Source organism: Luteibacter sp. P1_D3 (assembly GCF_056406135.1).
The window spans coordinates 61,108-77,298 of record NZ_JBFUAT010000022.1; the positions used below are offsets into that span (position 1 = coordinate 61,108).

Consider the following 16,191-nt stretch of genomic DNA (forward strand, 5'->3'; position numbering starts at 1 on the left):
AGTGCCTGTGCAAGGACGTACACGTGATGGAAAAGGGTGCGGCTGGCTGGCGCGTTCTCGCGAGTTCGCCGCTGGGTGCCTGATGGTTGTTGCGGTGACGGCTACCGGGGCAGGGATCGTTGAAGCGCAGACCGCTTCGACGGATGTCCCAACCTTCAAGGCCTTTCCCTGGGCTGCCTACGGGGTCCAGGTCTCAGGTGACGCACGTGATGCGGCAGGCGCGACGGTGCGCCTGACCAGTAAGGATGGCGAGGAAAAGCCCTTTGGCTCGGCCACGGCGAATGTCGACGGGACGTCGCTGCATCACCATCGCCTTCGCCTGTCTGCCGACCTGACAACACACGGCTCCATCGACGGTGCCGCGATCTGGCTACGTGCGGATGCCGCGGGAAAATCCCGTGCCTTTATGAACTCGGAGAAGGATCTGGTCAACGACAGGACCGGCCCCGCGCATCGGCAGGTCGAGATCGATGTGCCGGACGATGTGGATCGCATCGCCTTCGGCGTGCTCCTGCATAAGCATGGCGAGGTTACGGCCGACCGGCTCATCCTCCAGGATCTGGGCGAAGAGCCGTCCTCGTCGCTTGCCGAGCCGACCCTGGATGCCGCGATCGACACTGTTCGTAAGAACGCGTACCACGCGCGGGATGTCGACTGGTCCAGCATCGAGCCTCAGGTGAGGGCGCGCGCAGGCACGGCGGGAAGGCTCTCCGATGTGCACGCGGCAATCAAGGTGTTGCTCGCATCGTTGAACGACCACCACAGCTTCTGGATGGATGCAGACAGGGCTACGGCCTATCGCCACCGTGGTCAGCCCCCGAGTGCCGCCACGGTCGAGAAACGCGGTATCGATCTTGGTTACCTTTCCATGCCCGGCTTCATGGGTACGGACCCGGCGCTTGCCGCAAACTTCGCCGCGACGCTGTCGAAAGCCATCGTGGACCTGTCGCCGCGCTGTGGATGGGTCGTGGATCTTCGTGCGGACAATGGCGGCAACATGTATCCCATGTTGGCCGGGCTGCGGCCGTTGCTCGGGGCGTCATCGGCGGCCTCGTTCGAGCGTGCCAATGGACACGTCACCCCGTTTCCAGTCATCGGCACGACGACCGTGGATCAGTCCGCCGTGCCGGTTGCCGTCTTGACGGGCCCGCACACGGCAAGCTCGGGCGAGGCCGTCGCGGTAGCCTTCCGGGGACGACCGAACACCCGATCGTTCGGCGCGGGAACGGCGGGATTGTCGAGCGGAAATTCGGCGTTTCCGTTGCCGGACGGCAGCGAGATCCTTCTCATGACAACGATCGACCGGGATCGCGAGGGCCATCGCTACGGCGGTGTCCTCGAGCCCGATCAGGTCGTGGAGGATGCGCTAGCCGAGACGATGGCTGCAGCGTGGCTTCGCCAGACATGTCCGGGTGGCGCGAGCGAGGCGTCCCGTTAGGAGCGTATCCTCGGCGCCGTTATATTCGAACACCCGGGAGCGATGCATGCTGATTCACGGTAGCTGTCACTGCGGCAACCTTTCATTCGAGCTGGTTTGGCCCGTCGCACCGGAGACGATCGCCGCTCGGGCGTGCTCATGCACCTTCTGCGTGAAGCATGGTGCGAGGTGGACGGCGAATGCTGGCGCCGGACTGACAATTCATCGCGAGGATGTGTCGCTGGTTGAGGCGTATGCCTTCGGAACGAAGACCGCGGACTTCCATGTGTGCAAGGTATGTGGTGTGGTCGCCTGTTCGACGAGTCGCATCGAGGGAAGGCTGTATGCCGTCGTCAACGTCAATACATTTGACGACTTAGACGCGTCGCGGCTGGTGATCGGCGATGTGAATTTCGACGGCGAAGGTGAGCCCGCGCGGTTGGCCCGTCGTGCGGCGAACTGGATCGGCGACGTTCGTTTCGTCGGTTAGCCGTCATCGCCATCCTGTCCCCCTACGCGAGGGGAGGGCGTTCCTTCAAGAGATTGGCTTCTGCGCTGACTTCATGACTTGGCAGGCTCACTCATGATCGCTTATCGACAAGCGATAAGCGACTGGGCTATGATTATTTCGTTCGCGCAACGGGATGCAGAAGCGCTCTTTGCCGGGTACCGGGTCAGGCGTTTCATTCGGATTGAGTCCGTCATCAGACGCAAGCTCGCGCAGTTACAGGCGGCGCCCACGCTCGCGTTTCTTCGGGCTCCTCCCGGGAACCGCTTGGAAATGCTGCAGGGCGACCGATTCGGTCAATTCAGCATTCGGGTCAACGACCAGTACAGGATATGTTTCCGCTGGTCGGATGGCGACGCGCGTGATGTAGAAATCGTTGATTACCATTGAAGGTGACCGTCATGCCCAAACGACTCCCGCCTGTTCACCCTGGCGAAATACTCCGCGAGGAGTACATGCGCCCCTATGGGCTTTCGAGCAACGCGCTCGCCTTAGCCCTGGGCGTGACCGCGGCCCGCATCAACGAAATCGCCAATGAGAGGCGTGGCGTCACCGCAGATACGGCCTTGCGGCTGGCCCGCTACTTTGGCGGCGATGCACGCGGTTGGCTGAACCTGCAGCAGAACTACGAACTGGAATGCGCCGAGCGTGCGATCGGCGATGCCCTGAAGGCCATCCGGCCCCGCGCCGCCTGACCCTCAAGCCACCTCGACCCGATTGCGCCCGGCGTTCTTCGCCCGATAGAGGGCCTCGTCCGCGGCCTGGATCAGTACGTGTACCTCGGGGTTGGTCGAGGTGCAGACGCCGACGCTGGTGGTGAACGCGATCCAGTCGCCCGAGAAGGGCGCCGGGGCGCCTTCGATCCGGGTGCGCAGGCTCTCCGCCAGGCTGCTGGCCGTGTTCGGCGAAGCGCCGGGCAGGAGCAGCAGGAACTCCTCGCCGCCATAACGGGAGAACAGGGCGTGTTCCGGGATACCGCTGGCGCGGACGGTTTCGGCGAAGTGCTTGAGCACGGCGTCGCCACCGGCGTGGCCCCAGGAGTCGTTCACCGCCTTGAAGTTGTCCAGGTCGAAGAGCAGGGCGGAACTGCTGCGACCCCGCGTGGTGGCGAGCCGGCGGTTGGACTCGCGGACGACGGCAGTCCGGTTGAGCAGGCCGGTGAGGCCATCGATCTCGGCGGCGCAGCGCAGGTCGTGGACCAGGCGCTGGGCCAGCATCAGGGTGAAGCCAGTGCTCAGCAGGAAGGTGCAGAGGATGCCGAACAGGTAATTCGACGTGGTGAGGATCGACGAGAGTAGTTCATGCGAATCCATCTCAGGATGCAGTGAGACCGCTGCCCGAGCCAGGTAGAAGAACGTGTCAATGACGAAGACGAGCGCAGTGAACGCGCAGCCGGTCTTCAATTCGCGCGGCGCCCTGAACAACAGGAGCCAGATCATCCAGGCATCCCAGATGATGCTTTTCACGCCGAAGACCGTCGCTTCGATCGCCTGGGCGGGTGGATCGATGAAGAACGCGACCTGGATCGCCAGAAACAAACCGATCAACAGGGCTGGCCAGCGCCAGCGCAGGGGATACTTTATGTGGATGGCGATACCGCCGAGCATCGCGCCATTGGCGAAGGCTATCAGTACGCTCCCCACAATAGCCGAAAGAAATGACCCGTTTTCGTCATAGCCCTCGGCCAGCCCGGCAAGGGTGAGCAGCCAGAAGGCCGCGGCCCAGATGTGCAGGGCGAGCATCCCACGCAGCACCATGCTGAGCAGGGTGAAACTCAATGCAATGGTCGCGCCCACGGCCAGACCGATAATGCCTAGCGTGTGGACGTCGAGATTCGCCGTGCCGTCCATCCCGTCCCCCGGTTCCGCCCCTGGGGCATTCTAGGGCGGGACTGGCGACCTTGCACGAAACCATAAAAATACGATAGACTTGGTGAATCTTAAGCGCCGTTGGGCCCCGGTTTAGGCCTTACACCCAGTGGGTGCTTCAGGAACTTTCTTTTTACAAGAAAGCCTCCTCGTGAGGCTTTTTTGTTGGGCGCACGGAGGCGTCCTGCGACACACTGTGAGCGCCGTCAGGGCATCGCGGCGGGCGCTGGAGGAAAGTGTCGGATACATCGGCGACGTAATGGAATGGGCCGCTCGCGCCCTTTTTTTGTTTCTGGCGAATGGAAAAACCGCAGGTAACGTGGATACCAACGCACTTACACAACGCTTTTCAGACATCGTGGCCGAGCTCGGCCTCGAAGTGCTGGGTATGGATTTCGCACCGTCGGATGGGCAGCAAACGCTGCGCGTCTACCTTGACGTGCTCGGCGCCGAGCGCGAGCGTCGCGAAGCGGCAGAGCTGCCGGTCGAAGTGACGGTGGAGGATTGCGAGGCCGCGAGCCGCGAATTCTCCGCCTATCTGGACGTTGAAGATCCGATTCCTGGCAACTATGTATTAGAAGTCTCCTCTCCCGGCATCGACCGCCCCCTGTTCACGGCGGAGCAGTTCGCTCGCGTGAGCGGCCAGGAAGTCAAAGTGCTGCTGAGGGCCCCGATCGAGGGTCGTCGGCGCCTCAAAGGCAACGTCATTGAAGTAAATGGCGAGCACATTGTGGTCGAGGGCGAGGCTGGCCGATTCGAATTCGAGCATGCGGACGTCGAAAGCGCCCGCGTGGTTCCCGACTGGGTGGCTCTCGGCTACGCGCCGCAGCCCAAGCCCACGCCGGGCGGAAAGAAACCCAAATAACGAAACGACGGGGTGCCGCGGGGCATCCTTACGGGAGTAGCGGCAATGAGCAAAGAACTTTTGCTGGTAGTCGACGCGGTCGCCAACGAAAAGGGCGTGCCGCGCGAAGTCATTTTTGACGCCATGGAAGCGGCGCTGGCCTCGGCCGCCAAGAAGCGCTACCCCGATGAGGATCCGGACATCCGTGTCGAGATCGATCGCAACACGGGTGATTACGAGACCTTCCGTCGTTGGGAGATCGTTGCCGACGACGTCGAGATGGAGGATCCGTCCTACCAGATCCGTCTGATGGACGCCGAAGACGAAGCCGGTGAAGGCGAAGTGGCAGAGATCGGCGGTGCCATCGAGCACCAGGTCGAGAACGCCGAGTTCGGTCGCATCGCCGCGCAGGCTGCCAAGCAGGTCATCGTGCAGCGCGTTCGCGAAGCCGAGCGTCAGCAGGTGGTCGACGCCTTCGTCGATCGCGTCGGCGAACTCGTCACCGGTATCGTCAAGCGCGTCGAGCGCGGCAATGTCTACCTGGACCTCGGCAGCAACGCCGAAGCCTTCATCCCGCGCGACAAGACGATTCCCCGTGAATCGGCCCGCGTCGGCGACCGCGTTCGCGGTTACCTGTACGAAGTGAAGTCGGAAATCCGTGGTCCGCAGCTGTTCGTTTCGCGCAGCGCGCCGGAATTCATGATCGAACTGTTCAAGCTCGAAGTGCCGGAAGTCGGCCAGGGCCTGGTCGAGATCAAGGGCTGTGCCCGCGATCCGGGTGACCGCGCCAAGATCGCCGTCGTTGCACACGACAGCCGCACCGATCCCATCGGCGCGTGCATCGGCATGCGCGGTTCGCGCGTGCAGGCCGTGTCCAACGAGCTCAACGGCGAGCGCGTCGACATCATCCTGTGGCACGAGAACCAGGCGCAGTACGTCATCAATGCGATGGCGCCGGCCGAAGTGCAGTCCATCATCATGGACGAAGAAAAGCACTCCATGGACATCGCCGTTGCCGAGGACAAGCTGTCCCAGGCGATCGGTCGCGGTGGCCAGAACGTGCGTCTGGCCAGCAAGCTCACCGGCTGGCAGCTCAACGTGATGACGCAGGACCAGGTCACGGCCAAGAGCGAGGCCGAACAGGCCGCCGCGCTGCAGCTGTTCCAGGACAAGCTTGAAGTGGACGAAGAGATCGCCGGCATCCTGGTGCAGGAAGGCTTCTCGTCGATCGAAGAAATTGCTTACGTGCCGAGCGCCGAGCTGCTCAACGTGGAAGGCTTCGACGAGGACATCGTCGAGGAACTCCGTGCTCGCGCCCGCGACGCCCTGCTGACCGAGGCACTGGCTGCCGAGGAAGGTGTGGAAGAAAACCCGCCTTCCGAGGAACTGCTCGGTCTGGACGGCATGGACGATGCGACCGCCTTCGCGCTGGCGGATCGTGGTGTGAAGACGCTGGACGACCTGGGTGACCTTGCCGTCGACGAACTCATCGATATCGATGGCATGACAGAGGAACGCGCTTCGCAGCTGATCATGGCTGCGCGTGCTCCGATGATCGCCCGCCTGGAAAAGGGTGGCTAAGCGCGAGACCGGAAGCGTCCTGGACGGACGCCTCGAGGGAGGCCATGAGGTCTCCCGCCAAGGATGGAGGCAGCCGTACGGGTCATCGTCGGCACGTAAGGTTACGCGCGGGAACGGCGGAGAATAAAGAACGATGTCGGACGTCACAATCAAACAACTCGCCCATCAATTGGGCCTCCCGGTCGACAAGCTGCTTGGGCAGCTTGGCGAAGCCGGCATGAAATTCTCCGATGCGGAGCAGGTCATCAGCAGCACCGAAAAGGTGAAACTGCTCGGATTCCTGCGTCGCACGCACGGCAAGAACGACGCCGCTCCCGAGACGGACGAAACGGCGCCTCGCCAGATCACGCTCAAGCGCCGCACTGTCGGTGAGCTGAAGGTCAGCTCCGGCACGGGGCGTGGCGCTGGCGCGGCAAAGACGGTCAACGTCGAAGTTCGCACCAAGCGTACCTACGTCAAGCGCAGCACGATCGCCGAAGACGCCTCGCACGATCCGGAACGTGAGGACGCTGCGCGCAAGCTCGCCGAGTCGCACGCCCAGCGTGAGAGCGACGAGGCACAGCGCCGCGAGGAAGCCGAGCGTCGCCAGGCCGAGGAGGCCCGTCACGCCGCCGAAGCCGAGGCACGCCGTCAGGAAGAGGCGGCCGCCGAGGCACGTCGTCGCGCGGAGGCCGAGCAGGCCGCCGAACGTGCGCGTGCCGAAGCCGCACAGGCAGCAGCCCAGTCGTCGCCGGCAGCCGCCGATGCGAAGCCTGCGCCGACGCCCGCTGCCGCTCCGGTTGCGCCGCCCGCTCCGGTGACCACGTTCACTGACGAAAATGGCGTGACCCACCAGACCGGCAAGCTCGATACGCGCAAGCTCGGCATGATCATGCCGACCATCCATGAGCCGCGTAAGCGCGAGCGCGTGATTCCCAAGCCCGTTCCCGCACCGGCACCGGCGCCTGCGCCCGCACCGGTCGCGGCAGCGCCGGCACCGGCACCCGCTCCGCGTGCGGCCGCGCCTTCGCCGGCACCGCGTCCGGCCCCCGGTTCCGTGGCTGCTGCCAACGATTCGCGTGGTAACGCGCGTCCGAAGCATGGTGGTGGCGGCGGTGGTGGCGGCGGTAACAGCGGCGGCCCCGGCCGTGGCAACGACCGCGACTCCGGTGGCAAGCGTTTTGGCGGTGGCGAGATGCACCTGTCCGACGCCGACCGCGCGCGTCGTTCCAATGCCAATCGTCGTGGCGGCGGCAAGGTCCGCGGTCGCGCCGAGGCCCCGCGTGGCGGTGCGTCGTCCGGTGGTCCGCATGGCTTCACGCGTCCGACCGCCGCGGTGGTCCGTGACGTCGTGATCGGCGACAACAACCTCGTCACCGATCTCGCCCAGAAGATGGCCGTGAAGGGTGCCGAAGTCGTCAAGGCGCTGTTCAAGATGGGCGTCATGGCGACCATCAACCAGACGATCGATCACGACACGGCTGCGCTGGTTATCGAAGAGCTCGGCCACAACCCGGTTCGCGCCACCGATAACGATGCGGAAGCCGCGCTGCAGACGCAGACGCAGACCGCCGAGCTCGAAGGCGAGAAGGTCACGCGTCCGCCGGTGGTCACGATCATGGGTCACGTCGACCATGGCAAGACCTCGCTGCTGGATTACATCCGTCGCACCAAGGTCGCCTCGGGCGAAGCCGGTGGCATCACGCAGCACATCGGCGCGTACCACGTCGAAACCAGCCGTGGCGTCATCACCTTCCTCGATACCCCGGGCCATGCGGCGTTTACGTCGATGCGTGCCCGCGGTGCGCAGTCCACGGATATCGTGGTCCTCGTGGTTGCCGCCGACGATGGCGTCATGCCGCAGACCATCGAAGCCGTGAAGCATGCACGCGCCGCCAAGGTGCCGCTGATCGTCGCGCTGAACAAGATGGATAAGGCCGGTGCCAATCCGGACAACGTCAAGCAGGGTCTCGGCCTTCTTGAAGTCATTCCCGAAGAGTGGGGCGGCGACACGCCGTTCGTGCCGCTTTCGGCGAAGACCGGCGACGGCGTCGACGCGCTTCTCGATGCGATCTCGGCCCAGGCCGAAGTCATGGAACTCAAGGCGGTGGCCGATGGCCGCGCGTCCGGTGTCGTGATCGAATCCAGCCTCGACCGCGGTCGTGGTCCGGTGGCTACGGTGCTGGTCCAGCAGGGCACGCTGAAGAAGGGCGACTTCGTCGTCTGCGGTGTCGAATACGGCCGCATGCGTGCGCTCGTCGACGAAACCGGCAAGCAGGTCAACGAAGCCGGCCCGTCGATTCCGGTGCAGGTGCTGGGTCTGTCCGGCGTGCCGGAATCGGGTGACGACTTCGTCGCCGTGAAGGACGAGCGCCTGGCCCGCGAAGTGGCAGCCGAGCGTTTGCTCAAGCGTCGCGAAACCCGCCTGGTCAGCAAGTCGAACCGTCTGGAAGACATCATGGCCCAGATGGGCCAGGGTCAAGGCCAGCAGACCCTCAACATCCTCGTCAAGGCGGATGTGCAGGGCTCGGTCGAGGCACTGCGCGATTCGCTCACCCAGATCGGCAACGACCTGGTCAAGGTGAACGTGATCTCCTCCGGCGTCGGTGGCATCACCGAGTCCGAAGCCACGCTGGCGACGGCTTCCAAGGCGCTGATCATCGGCTTCAACGTCCGTGCCGACGCGTCGGCACGCAAGGTGATCGATACCAACGGCCTCGATGTCCGTTACTTCTCGATCATCTACGACGTCATCGACCAGGTCACCCAGGCGGCTACCGGCCTGCTGGGCATGGAGATCCGTGAAGAGATCATCGGTGTCGCCCAGGTGCGTGACGTGTTCCGTTCGTCGAAGTTCGGCGCGGTCGCGGGCTGCATGGTCATCGAAGGCAACGTCAAGCGCAGCAAGCCGATCCGCGTCCTGCGCGACAACGTCGTCGTCTTCCAGGGCGAACTCGAGTCGCTGCGCCGCTTCAAGGAACTCGTCGACGAGGTCCGCAACGGCATGGAATGCGGTATCGCCGTCAAGCAGTACAACGACGTCAAGGTCGGCGACCAGATCGAGTGCTTCGAGCGTATCGAAGTGCCTCGCACGCTGTAACCCGCGTCAGCTCGCCTCCCCGGTTCGCCGGGGAGGCTTTTTTCGTTAGTGCACCTATCAAAACTGGAGGCGGATATGCCGTCCCGTGATTTCAAGCGTACCGACCGCGTGTCTGCCCAGCTTCGCCGCGAAATCAGCGAACTGCTGCATGCCGCGGTGCGCGACTACGCGCTGCCTTCGGCCAGCGTGTCGGATGTGGAAGTAACCCGTGACCTCGATTGGGCGACCGTATGGGTCACCGCGCTGAAGCCGGAAGAATCGCCGGTGGTGATGAAGGCGCTGAAGGAGCTCGCTCCCGAGTTCCGTCATGCCCTGTCGAAGTCGATGATCCTGCGCAAGGTGCCCCAGCTGAAGTTCAAGTACGACGAGTCCGTCGATACCGGCGAACGCATCGAGCGCCTGCTGCGCGAAAATCCGGTTCCCCCGGCCGATCCGGCCGACGAGCCCAAAGAAGACTGAAGCACGCTCCTTGTAGGAGCCGATTCATCGGCGAAGCTCCTGTGGGAACCGCTTCAGCGGCGATGGGGGCTAGCTGCACGTTTGCCCGCTGCCGCGGGTTCGCCGGCATAGCCGGCTCCTACCATGCCCTGATCCGCCGACCTATCCATGAACCGCCGAACCTTCCGTGACATCCACGGCATCCTTCTGCTCGACAAGCCGCTCGGCCTGAGTTCCAACCAGGCCCTGCAGACGGCGCGCCGTCTCGTGGGCGCGGCCAAGGGCGGACATACGGGTAGCCTGGATCCGCTGGCCACCGGCCTGTTGCCGCTGTGCTTTGGCGAAGCGACCAAACTGGCCGGCTGGCTTCTTGGCTCGCGTAAGGCCTACGAGGCCGAAGTGCGGCTGGGTGTAACGACGACGACCGCCGACCTCGAAGGCGAGGTGGTCGAGACGCGTCCCGTTCCCGCGCTCGACGAGGCGACGATCGAGGCGGCCCTGGCGCCATTGCGCGGGCATATCGTTCAGATTCCTCCGGCTTACTCGGCGATCAAGCAGGACGGCGTGCCGCTCTACGTGCGTGCCCGTCGTGGTGAGGTCGTGGACGTGCCGGCGCGCGAGGTCGACGTCTACCGGCTCGACGTGATCGGGCGCGAAGGCGACACCGTCCGTTTGCTCGTGGAATGCGGGTCCGGCACCTATGTGCGCAGTCTTGCCGTGGACTTTGGCGCCCATCTCGGTTGTGGTGCCCACCTGACCGGCTTGCGCCGGCTCTGGGTCGAGCCGTTCATGGCACCACCCATGGTCACCCTGGATGAGTTGCGCGATGCCGCCGAGATCGGTCCGGACCAGCTGGAAGCGTTCGTGATGCCGGTGGACGCCGGCCTGACACATATCCCCCGGGTGGAACTGGACCCGGAGCAGACGCGCATTTTCGGCTTCGGCCAGCCGGTGCCGCTGGGGCAGGGCGCTGAACCGGGGCGTTGCGCAGTGTGGGGTGTGGACGGGCGTCTCATGGCACTCGGGGAAATCGCCGACGACGGCCTGCTCCGCGTGCTTCGGGGGCTCAACCTCCCGGCCGCTTGACCGGGCTTGTTGCCGCTACGCGCACGACGTTACAATAGAGTGCTCGTTTCATAGCTTTCAACACAATGCGAAGCTTGCGCAACTTCAGCGGACCGCTGAGGTTGCGCAAGCTTCGCACCCGCTTTTAAGGAATCGATTCACATGCTTACTCCCGAACAGACCGGTCAGATCATCAAGGATTTCGGCCGCAAGGAAAATGACACCGGCTCGACCGAAGTCCAGGTCGCCCTGCTGTCCGCCAACATTCTGCAGCTCCAGGATCACTTCCAGGCTCACAAGCAGGACCACCATTCGCGTCGCGGCCTGCTGAAGATGGTCAACCAGCGTAAGAAGCTGCTTGCCTATCTGAAGAACAACGACCTGGGTCGTTATCAGACCCTGATCGAACGCCTCGGCCTGCGCCGCTAAAACGAACCAGGACGAGGAGAACACGGTGGCGAAAGTAACCAAGTCATTCCAGTACGGTAGTCACGAAGTCACGCTGGAGACGGGCGAAATTGCCCGCCAGGCCTCCGGTGCGGTCATGGTCAGCATGGGCGGCACTGTCGTTCTGGTCACTGTCGTCGCTGCCCCCAAGGCGCGCGATGGCCAGGACTTCTTCCCGCTCACGGTCGACTACATGGAGAAGTTCTACTCCGCGGGTCGTATCCCGGGTGGCTTCTTCAAGCGCGAAGGCCGTCCGACCGAGAAGGAAACGCTTACCTCGCGCCTGATCGATCGTCCGCTTCGTCCGCTGTTTCCGGAAGAGTTCCGCAACGAAATCCAGGTCATCGCACAGGTCGTGTCGCTGAACCCGGAAGTCGACGGTGACATCCCCGCGCTGATCGGCGCGTCGGCCGCGATGCGTCTCGCCGGCGTGCCCTTCAAGGGTCCGATCGGTGCGGCTCGCGTCGGTTACGCGAACGGCCAGTACATCCTCAATCCGACCGCTGCCCAGCTCAAGACCTCGGACCTCGACCTCGTCGTGGCCGGTACGTCCAGCGCGGTGATGATGGTCGAGTCGGAAGCCAAGCTGCTCAGCGAAGACGTCATGCTCGGCGCGGTGGTGTTCGGTCACCAGCAGATGCAGCTCGCGATCGACACGATCAACGCCTTCGTCGCCGAAGCCGGCGTCAAGACGTTCAAGTGGGAAGCTCCGGTTGCCAAGACGGCCCTGTACGACGCGGTCAAATCCGCTGTCGGCAACCGCTTCACCGAAGCCTTCCAGATCCGCGACAAGCTTGCCCGTCGTGACGTCGTCAGCGCGCTCAAGAGCGACGTCAAGACGGCCATCGCCGCCGATGCCGAAGCCAATGGCTGGACCGATGCCGACATCGGCAACGCCTTCGGCGAAGTCGAGTACCGCACCCTGCGCGACGGCGTGCTCAGCACGAAGGTCCGCATCGACGGTCGCCAGCTCGACGACGTCCGCCCGATTTCGGTGCGCGTCGGCGTCCTGCCGCGCACGCACGGCTCGGCGCTCTTCACCCGCGGTGAAACGCAGGCCCTGGTCGTTGCCACGCTCGGCACGACCCGTGACTCGCAGCTCATCGACGCGCCGGAAGGTGAGTGGAAGGACACGTTCCTCTTCCATTACAACTTCCCTCCGTTCTCGGTCGGTGAAACCGGTCGCGTCGGTAGCCCGAAGCGTCGCGAAATCGGCCACGGCCGTCTCGCTAAGCGCGGCGTGCAGGCCGTCAAGCCGACGATCGAAGAGTTCCCGTACGTGATCCGCGTCGTCTCGGAAATCACCGAGTCGAACGGTTCCTCGTCGATGGCTTCGGTCTGCGGTTCGTCGCTGGCCATGATGGATGCGGGCGTCCCGCTGAAGTCGGCTGTCGCCGGTATCGCCATGGGCCTGGTGAAGGAAGGCAACGACTTCGTCGTGCTCTCCGACATCCTCGGTGACGAAGATCACCTCGGCGACATGGACTTCAAGGTAGCCGGTACCGCCGATGGCGTGTCCGCGCTGCAGATGGACATCAAGGTCGACGGCATCACCGAAGAGATCATGCGTTCGGCGCTGGCCCAGGCCAAGCGCGGTCGCCTGCACATCCTCGGCGAGATGGCCAAGTGCATCACCGAAGCCCGCTCGGAAATGAGCGAGTTCGCACCGCGCCTGCTCACGATCAAGATCCACCCGGACAAGATCCGCGAAGTGATCGGCAAGGGTGGCGCGACCATCCGTTCGATCACCGAAGAGACCGGTACCACGATCGACATCACCGATGACGGCAACGTGGTCATCGCGTCGGTCAACCGCGAAGCCGCCGAAGCTGCGCGCAAGCGCATCGAGCAGATCGTTTCGGACGTCGAGCCGGGCCGCATCTACGAGGGCAAGGTCGCCAAGCTGATGGACTTCGGCGCTTTCGTCACGATCATGCCGGGCAAGGACGGTCTCGTTCACGTCTCGCAGATCTCCAGCGAGCGCGTCGAGAAGGTCTCCGACAAGCTCAAGGAAGGCGACATCGTCAAGGTCAAGGTCCTCGAAGTCGACAAGCAGGGCCGTATTCGCCTGTCGATGAAGGCCGTCACCGAAGACGAGAACGTCACGGGCTAAGTCCAGCCGTAGCTGTTCCTCAAGAAGCCCGGCGTCTCGCGACGCCGGGCTTCTTCGTTTTGTGGGAGCCGATTCATCGCCGAAAAGCCAACAGGACGGCTTAGCCGCAGACCTTATCGCCGGCATAGCCCGCTCCGGCAGTTTCCTGAGACCCTCCACGCGGTACGATTAACCCATGTCCGATAAGCCCAACGATTTCATCGACCAATACCAGGCCTTCGTGCGCGCGGGGCTGGAAACCTGGTCGCGCCAGTTCGATCCCGCCAGCCAGGCGGCGCCCCCGTCCGCCGACATCATGGGGCGGATGTTCGGCGGCCTGAGTGGTTATGGCGACTGGATGCGCTCGATGGCCGCCGGCGAGCCCGGAGCGGCGCCGTTCGCCATGGGTGGCGTGCCGCCCTTTGGTGGATCAGTGGCAGCAGCTTCTTCACCCTACGGACCGCCGGGCGCCTTTCCGCCCGGTGCCGCGCCGTTCGGGTACGGCCCGCCACCGGGCGCGGCGCCTTTTGGCTATGGGCCGCCGCCCGGCGCCGAGATGCCGCAGCCGGGCACCGAGCAGTTCGACGAATGGGCACGGGTGGCGCGCGAGACGCTGTCGATGCCAGCGTTCGGCCTCACGCGCGAACAGCAGGAAGAGCAACAGGCGCTGTTCCGGGCCTGGATCGATTACGCCGAACATTACGCGCGGTTCCAGACCCTGCTGCAGGGCGTGAACGACCGCGCCGGCGCGGCGCTGCGCGAGCAGCCTGCACCGACGGACGCGGAGTCGATGCGTTCGGTCTATGACCGGTGGGTCAATCTCGCCGAGGAGAATTACGGCGAGGCAGCGTTATCCGACGAGTTTCGTGAGGTGTATGCGTCGCTAGTGAATGCACAGATGCGCTTGAAGGTGCTGCAGCAGAAGCAGGTCGAGCGTGTGACGAAGCAGGCCGGCATGCCGACGCGCACCGAAGTGGACAGTCTGGGTGAGCGGTTGCAGGCGATGCGGCGCGAGTTGCGGCAGATGCACGGCCTGGTCGCTGAGGTCGAAGCGCTTCGTGCGGAAGTGGTTGCGTTGAGGGCCGCTGCAGCGCCTATCGCCGCTGAAGCGGCTCCTACAGGGAAAGGGGCTTCTGGGAAGGTGCCTGCGAAGCCCGTGGTGAAGACGTCTGCAAAGACTGCAAAGACTGCGACGAAGGGTCGGGCGCGATGAACGGAAATCCGTTTTCGTTCGATCCCGAGAGCGCGCGTGCGGAAGTCGAAGCGTTCCGTCGCAAACTCGAAGCCGGGATGGAAACGCTCAAGCACATAGGCCCGATCGAACTCGGCACGACGCCGCGCGAGGCGGTGTACACCGAAGACAAGCTCACGCTCTGGCACTTCAAGGGTTCGAAGAAGCCGACGGCAAAGACGCCGTTGTTGATCTGCTACGCGCTGGTCAATACGCCGTGGATGGTCGATCTTCAGGAAGATCGCTCGATGGTGCGCAACCTGCTCGCGCAGGGCGAGGATGTATACCTCATCGACTGGGGCTATCCCGATGGCGCCGACCGTTGGCTCACCCTCGAGGATTACATCGACGGTTACCTGGATCGCTGCATCGACGTGATTCGCCAGCGCCACGCCGTGGCGTCGTTGAACCTGCTCGGCATTTGCCAGGGCGGGGTCTTCTCGCTCTGCTATGCCACGCTGCATCCGGAAAAGGTGCGCAACCTGGTCACTATGGTCACACCAGTGGATTTCCATACGCCGGACAACATGCTGTCGCACTGGGCGCGCAACATCGATATCGACCTGTTCGTCGACACCTATGGCAACGTGCCCGCGGATGTCATGAACTTCGCGTACCTCACGTTGAAACCGGTCCGCCTGAACCAGCAAAAGTACGTCGGTCTCGTCGACATTCTCGACAACCCGAAGGAGGTCGAGAACTTCCTGCGCATGGAAAAGTGGATCTTCGATTCACCCGATCAGGCCGGTGAAGCATTCCGCGAGTTCGCCCGCGATTTCTTCCAGAAGAACCAATTGATCAAGGGCGAAGCACACATCGGCGGCAAGGTCATCGACCTGAAGAAGATCACGCATCCCGTGCTCAACATCTACGCCGAACAGGATCATCTCGTGCCGCCGGCGGCGTCCACGCCAATGGCTGGTGTGATCGGCAGCAAGGACTACACCGCGCTCGCCTTCAAGGGTGGTCATATCGGCATCTATGTCTCGGGGCGAGCCCAGGCCCAGGTGCCTCCGGCGATCCACGAGTGGTTGGCGAAGCGCTAGCTCTCGTCACGCAAGGAAGGCTTTCCACGATGACCGCACGCCTGGCCAAGATCCTCTTCTCGCTTACGCTGGCGGCTTTCGCCCTGGTGGTGGCGTACGACAACCTCATCGACTACGGCTCAAATTTCGCCTTTGTCCGCCATGTCTTGTCGATGGATACGACCTTTCCGGATAACGCGTTGCTAGACCGCGCGATCACCCAGCCGTGGATGTGGCATGCGGGGTATCTGCTGATCATTACCGGGGAGGCGGCCACGGGGCTGTTGCTGCTTATCGGAAGCCTTGTCCTGTGGCGCGCTCGGCGGCAGTCGGCCGCTTCCTTTCAGGCGGCCAAATCATGGGTCGTCGCGGGTTGTGCCCTTGGCTTCGTCGTCTGGTTTTTCGGCTTCATGGTGATCGGTGGCGAATGGTTCGCCATGTGGCAGTCGAAGGTCTGGAACGGACAGGAAGGGGCGTTCCGGTTTTATATGGCGATCATCGGGGTGCTGGTTTTTGTCAATCAGGCCGACGGTGAGCTGGGAGAGCATCGCCGCTGAAGCGGCTCCCACAGGGGACGCGCGAGCCAAGGCCTACGC

The 16,191-nt window shown here is 63.7% G+C and carries 15 protein-coding genes; 14 read left to right on the forward strand and 1 reads right to left on the reverse strand.

Going from position 1 to position 16,191, the window contains the following annotated elements:
• Positions 1–82 precede the first annotated feature (82 nt).
• From AC1DYM_RS14715 to AC1DYM_RS14730, 4 genes are all read left to right on the forward strand, one after another.
• A complete protein-coding gene (locus tag AC1DYM_RS14715) occupies positions 83–1,438 on the forward strand; it encodes a S41 family peptidase (protein WP_477339525.1) in 1,356 nt (451 codons plus the stop codon).
• 46 nt (positions 1,439–1,484) lie between these two features.
• Positions 1,485–1,907 carry a GFA family protein gene (locus tag AC1DYM_RS14720; RefSeq protein ID WP_477339527.1) on the forward strand — a complete coding sequence of 141 codons (423 nt, stop codon included), beginning with the start codon at positions 1,485–1,487 and terminating at the stop codon, positions 1,905–1,907.
• 129 nt (positions 1,908–2,036) lie between these two features.
• On the forward strand, positions 2,037–2,315 hold the full coding sequence (locus AC1DYM_RS14725) for a type II toxin-antitoxin system RelE/ParE family toxin (RefSeq protein WP_477339644.1): 279 nt from the start codon (positions 2,037–2,039) through the stop codon (positions 2,313–2,315).
• 11 nt (positions 2,316–2,326) lie between these two features.
• Positions 2,327–2,620 carry a HigA family addiction module antitoxin gene (locus AC1DYM_RS14730; RefSeq protein ID WP_477339529.1) on the forward strand — a complete coding sequence of 98 codons (294 nt, stop codon included), beginning with the start codon at positions 2,327–2,329 and terminating at the stop codon, positions 2,618–2,620.
• Between the two features lie 3 nt (positions 2,621–2,623).
• Here the strand turns inward: AC1DYM_RS14730 and AC1DYM_RS14735 are convergent, their stop codons facing one another.
• On the reverse strand, positions 2,624–3,775 hold the full coding sequence (locus AC1DYM_RS14735) for a GGDEF domain-containing protein (RefSeq protein ID WP_477339531.1): 1,152 nt from the start codon (positions 3,773–3,775) through the stop codon (positions 2,624–2,626).
• Between the two features lie 337 nt (positions 3,776–4,112).
• On the opposite strand from AC1DYM_RS14735, the gene AC1DYM_RS14740 reads away from it, so the two are divergent.
• The 10 genes from AC1DYM_RS14740 to AC1DYM_RS14785 all read left to right on the forward strand — a co-directional run bounded on the left by AC1DYM_RS14740 (position 4,113) and on the right by AC1DYM_RS14785 (position 16,152).
• Positions 4,113–4,658: a ribosome maturation factor RimP gene (locus AC1DYM_RS14740; protein ID WP_477339646.1), complete on the forward strand. Its 546-nt coding sequence runs from the start codon at positions 4,113–4,115 to the stop codon at positions 4,656–4,658.
• 45 nt (positions 4,659–4,703) lie between these two features.
• Positions 4,704–6,218 (forward strand): transcription termination factor NusA, encoded by a 1,515-nt coding sequence (gene nusA, locus AC1DYM_RS14745; protein WP_159891660.1) that lies wholly within the window; start codon positions 4,704–4,706, stop codon positions 6,216–6,218.
• Positions 6,219–6,351: 133 nt separating this feature from the next.
• Positions 6,352–9,297: a translation initiation factor IF-2 gene (infB, locus tag AC1DYM_RS14750; RefSeq protein ID WP_477339534.1), complete on the forward strand. Its 2,946-nt coding sequence runs from the start codon at positions 6,352–6,354 to the stop codon at positions 9,295–9,297.
• 75 nt (positions 9,298–9,372) lie between these two features.
• Entirely contained in the window at positions 9,373–9,756 is a 384-nt protein-coding gene (rbfA, locus tag AC1DYM_RS14755; RefSeq protein ID WP_071925061.1) for a 30S ribosome-binding factor RbfA, read from the forward strand.
• Between the two features lie 147 nt (positions 9,757–9,903).
• Positions 9,904–10,821 (forward strand): tRNA pseudouridine(55) synthase TruB, encoded by a 918-nt coding sequence (truB, locus tag AC1DYM_RS14760; protein ID WP_477339536.1) that lies wholly within the window; start codon positions 9,904–9,906, stop codon positions 10,819–10,821.
• A 141-nt stretch (positions 10,822–10,962) separates the two neighbouring features.
• Positions 10,963–11,229, forward strand: coding sequence for a 30S ribosomal protein S15 (gene rpsO, locus AC1DYM_RS14765; RefSeq protein ID WP_477339538.1), 267 nt, complete (start codon positions 10,963–10,965; stop codon positions 11,227–11,229).
• Between the two features lie 25 nt (positions 11,230–11,254).
• Positions 11,255–13,360 (forward strand): polyribonucleotide nucleotidyltransferase, encoded by a 2,106-nt coding sequence (gene pnp, locus AC1DYM_RS14770; protein WP_477339540.1) that lies wholly within the window; start codon positions 11,255–11,257, stop codon positions 13,358–13,360.
• Positions 13,361–13,535: 175 nt separating this feature from the next.
• Positions 13,536–14,552, forward strand: coding sequence for a poly(R)-hydroxyalkanoic acid synthase subunit PhaE (locus AC1DYM_RS14775; protein WP_477339542.1), 1,017 nt, complete (start codon positions 13,536–13,538; stop codon positions 14,550–14,552).
• Entirely contained in the window at positions 14,549–15,616 is a 1,068-nt protein-coding gene (locus tag AC1DYM_RS14780; RefSeq protein WP_477339544.1) for a class III poly(R)-hydroxyalkanoic acid synthase subunit PhaC, read from the forward strand. Before AC1DYM_RS14775 ends, AC1DYM_RS14780 begins: the two co-directional genes overlap by 4 nt.
• Positions 15,617–15,645: 29 nt before the next feature.
• Positions 15,646–16,152, forward strand: a complete 507-nt coding sequence (locus tag AC1DYM_RS14785; protein WP_477339546.1) for a DUF2165 family protein — start codon at positions 15,646–15,648, stop codon at positions 16,150–16,152.
• Positions 16,153–16,191 lie beyond the last annotated feature (39 nt).

Coding starts and splice junctions, on each gene's coding strand:
- AC1DYM_RS14715 (WP_477339525.1), top strand. CDS start 83: ATGGTTGTTGCGGTGACGGCTACCGGGGCAGGGATCGTTGAAGCGCAG.
- AC1DYM_RS14720 (WP_477339527.1), top strand. CDS start 1,485: ATGCTGATTCACGGTAGCTGTCACTGCGGCAACCTTTCATTCGAGCTG.
- AC1DYM_RS14725 (WP_477339644.1), top strand. CDS start 2,037: ATGATTATTTCGTTCGCGCAACGGGATGCAGAAGCGCTCTTTGCCGGG.
- AC1DYM_RS14730 (WP_477339529.1), top strand. CDS start 2,327: ATGCCCAAACGACTCCCGCCTGTTCACCCTGGCGAAATACTCCGCGAG.
- AC1DYM_RS14735 (WP_477339531.1), bottom strand. CDS start 3,775: ATGGACGGCACGGCGAATCTCGACGTCCACACGCTAGGCATTATCGGT.
- nusA (WP_159891660.1), top strand. CDS start 4,704: ATGAGCAAAGAACTTTTGCTGGTAGTCGACGCGGTCGCCAACGAAAAG.
- infB (WP_477339534.1), top strand. CDS start 6,352: ATGTCGGACGTCACAATCAAACAACTCGCCCATCAATTGGGCCTCCCG.
- rbfA (WP_071925061.1), top strand. CDS start 9,373: ATGCCGTCCCGTGATTTCAAGCGTACCGACCGCGTGTCTGCCCAGCTT.
- truB (WP_477339536.1), top strand. CDS start 9,904: ATGAACCGCCGAACCTTCCGTGACATCCACGGCATCCTTCTGCTCGAC.
- rpsO (WP_477339538.1), top strand. CDS start 10,963: ATGCTTACTCCCGAACAGACCGGTCAGATCATCAAGGATTTCGGCCGC.
- AC1DYM_RS14775 (WP_477339542.1), top strand. CDS start 13,536: ATGTCCGATAAGCCCAACGATTTCATCGACCAATACCAGGCCTTCGTG.
- AC1DYM_RS14780 (WP_477339544.1), top strand. CDS start 14,549: ATGAACGGAAATCCGTTTTCGTTCGATCCCGAGAGCGCGCGTGCGGAA.
- AC1DYM_RS14785 (WP_477339546.1), top strand. CDS start 15,646: ATGACCGCACGCCTGGCCAAGATCCTCTTCTCGCTTACGCTGGCGGCT.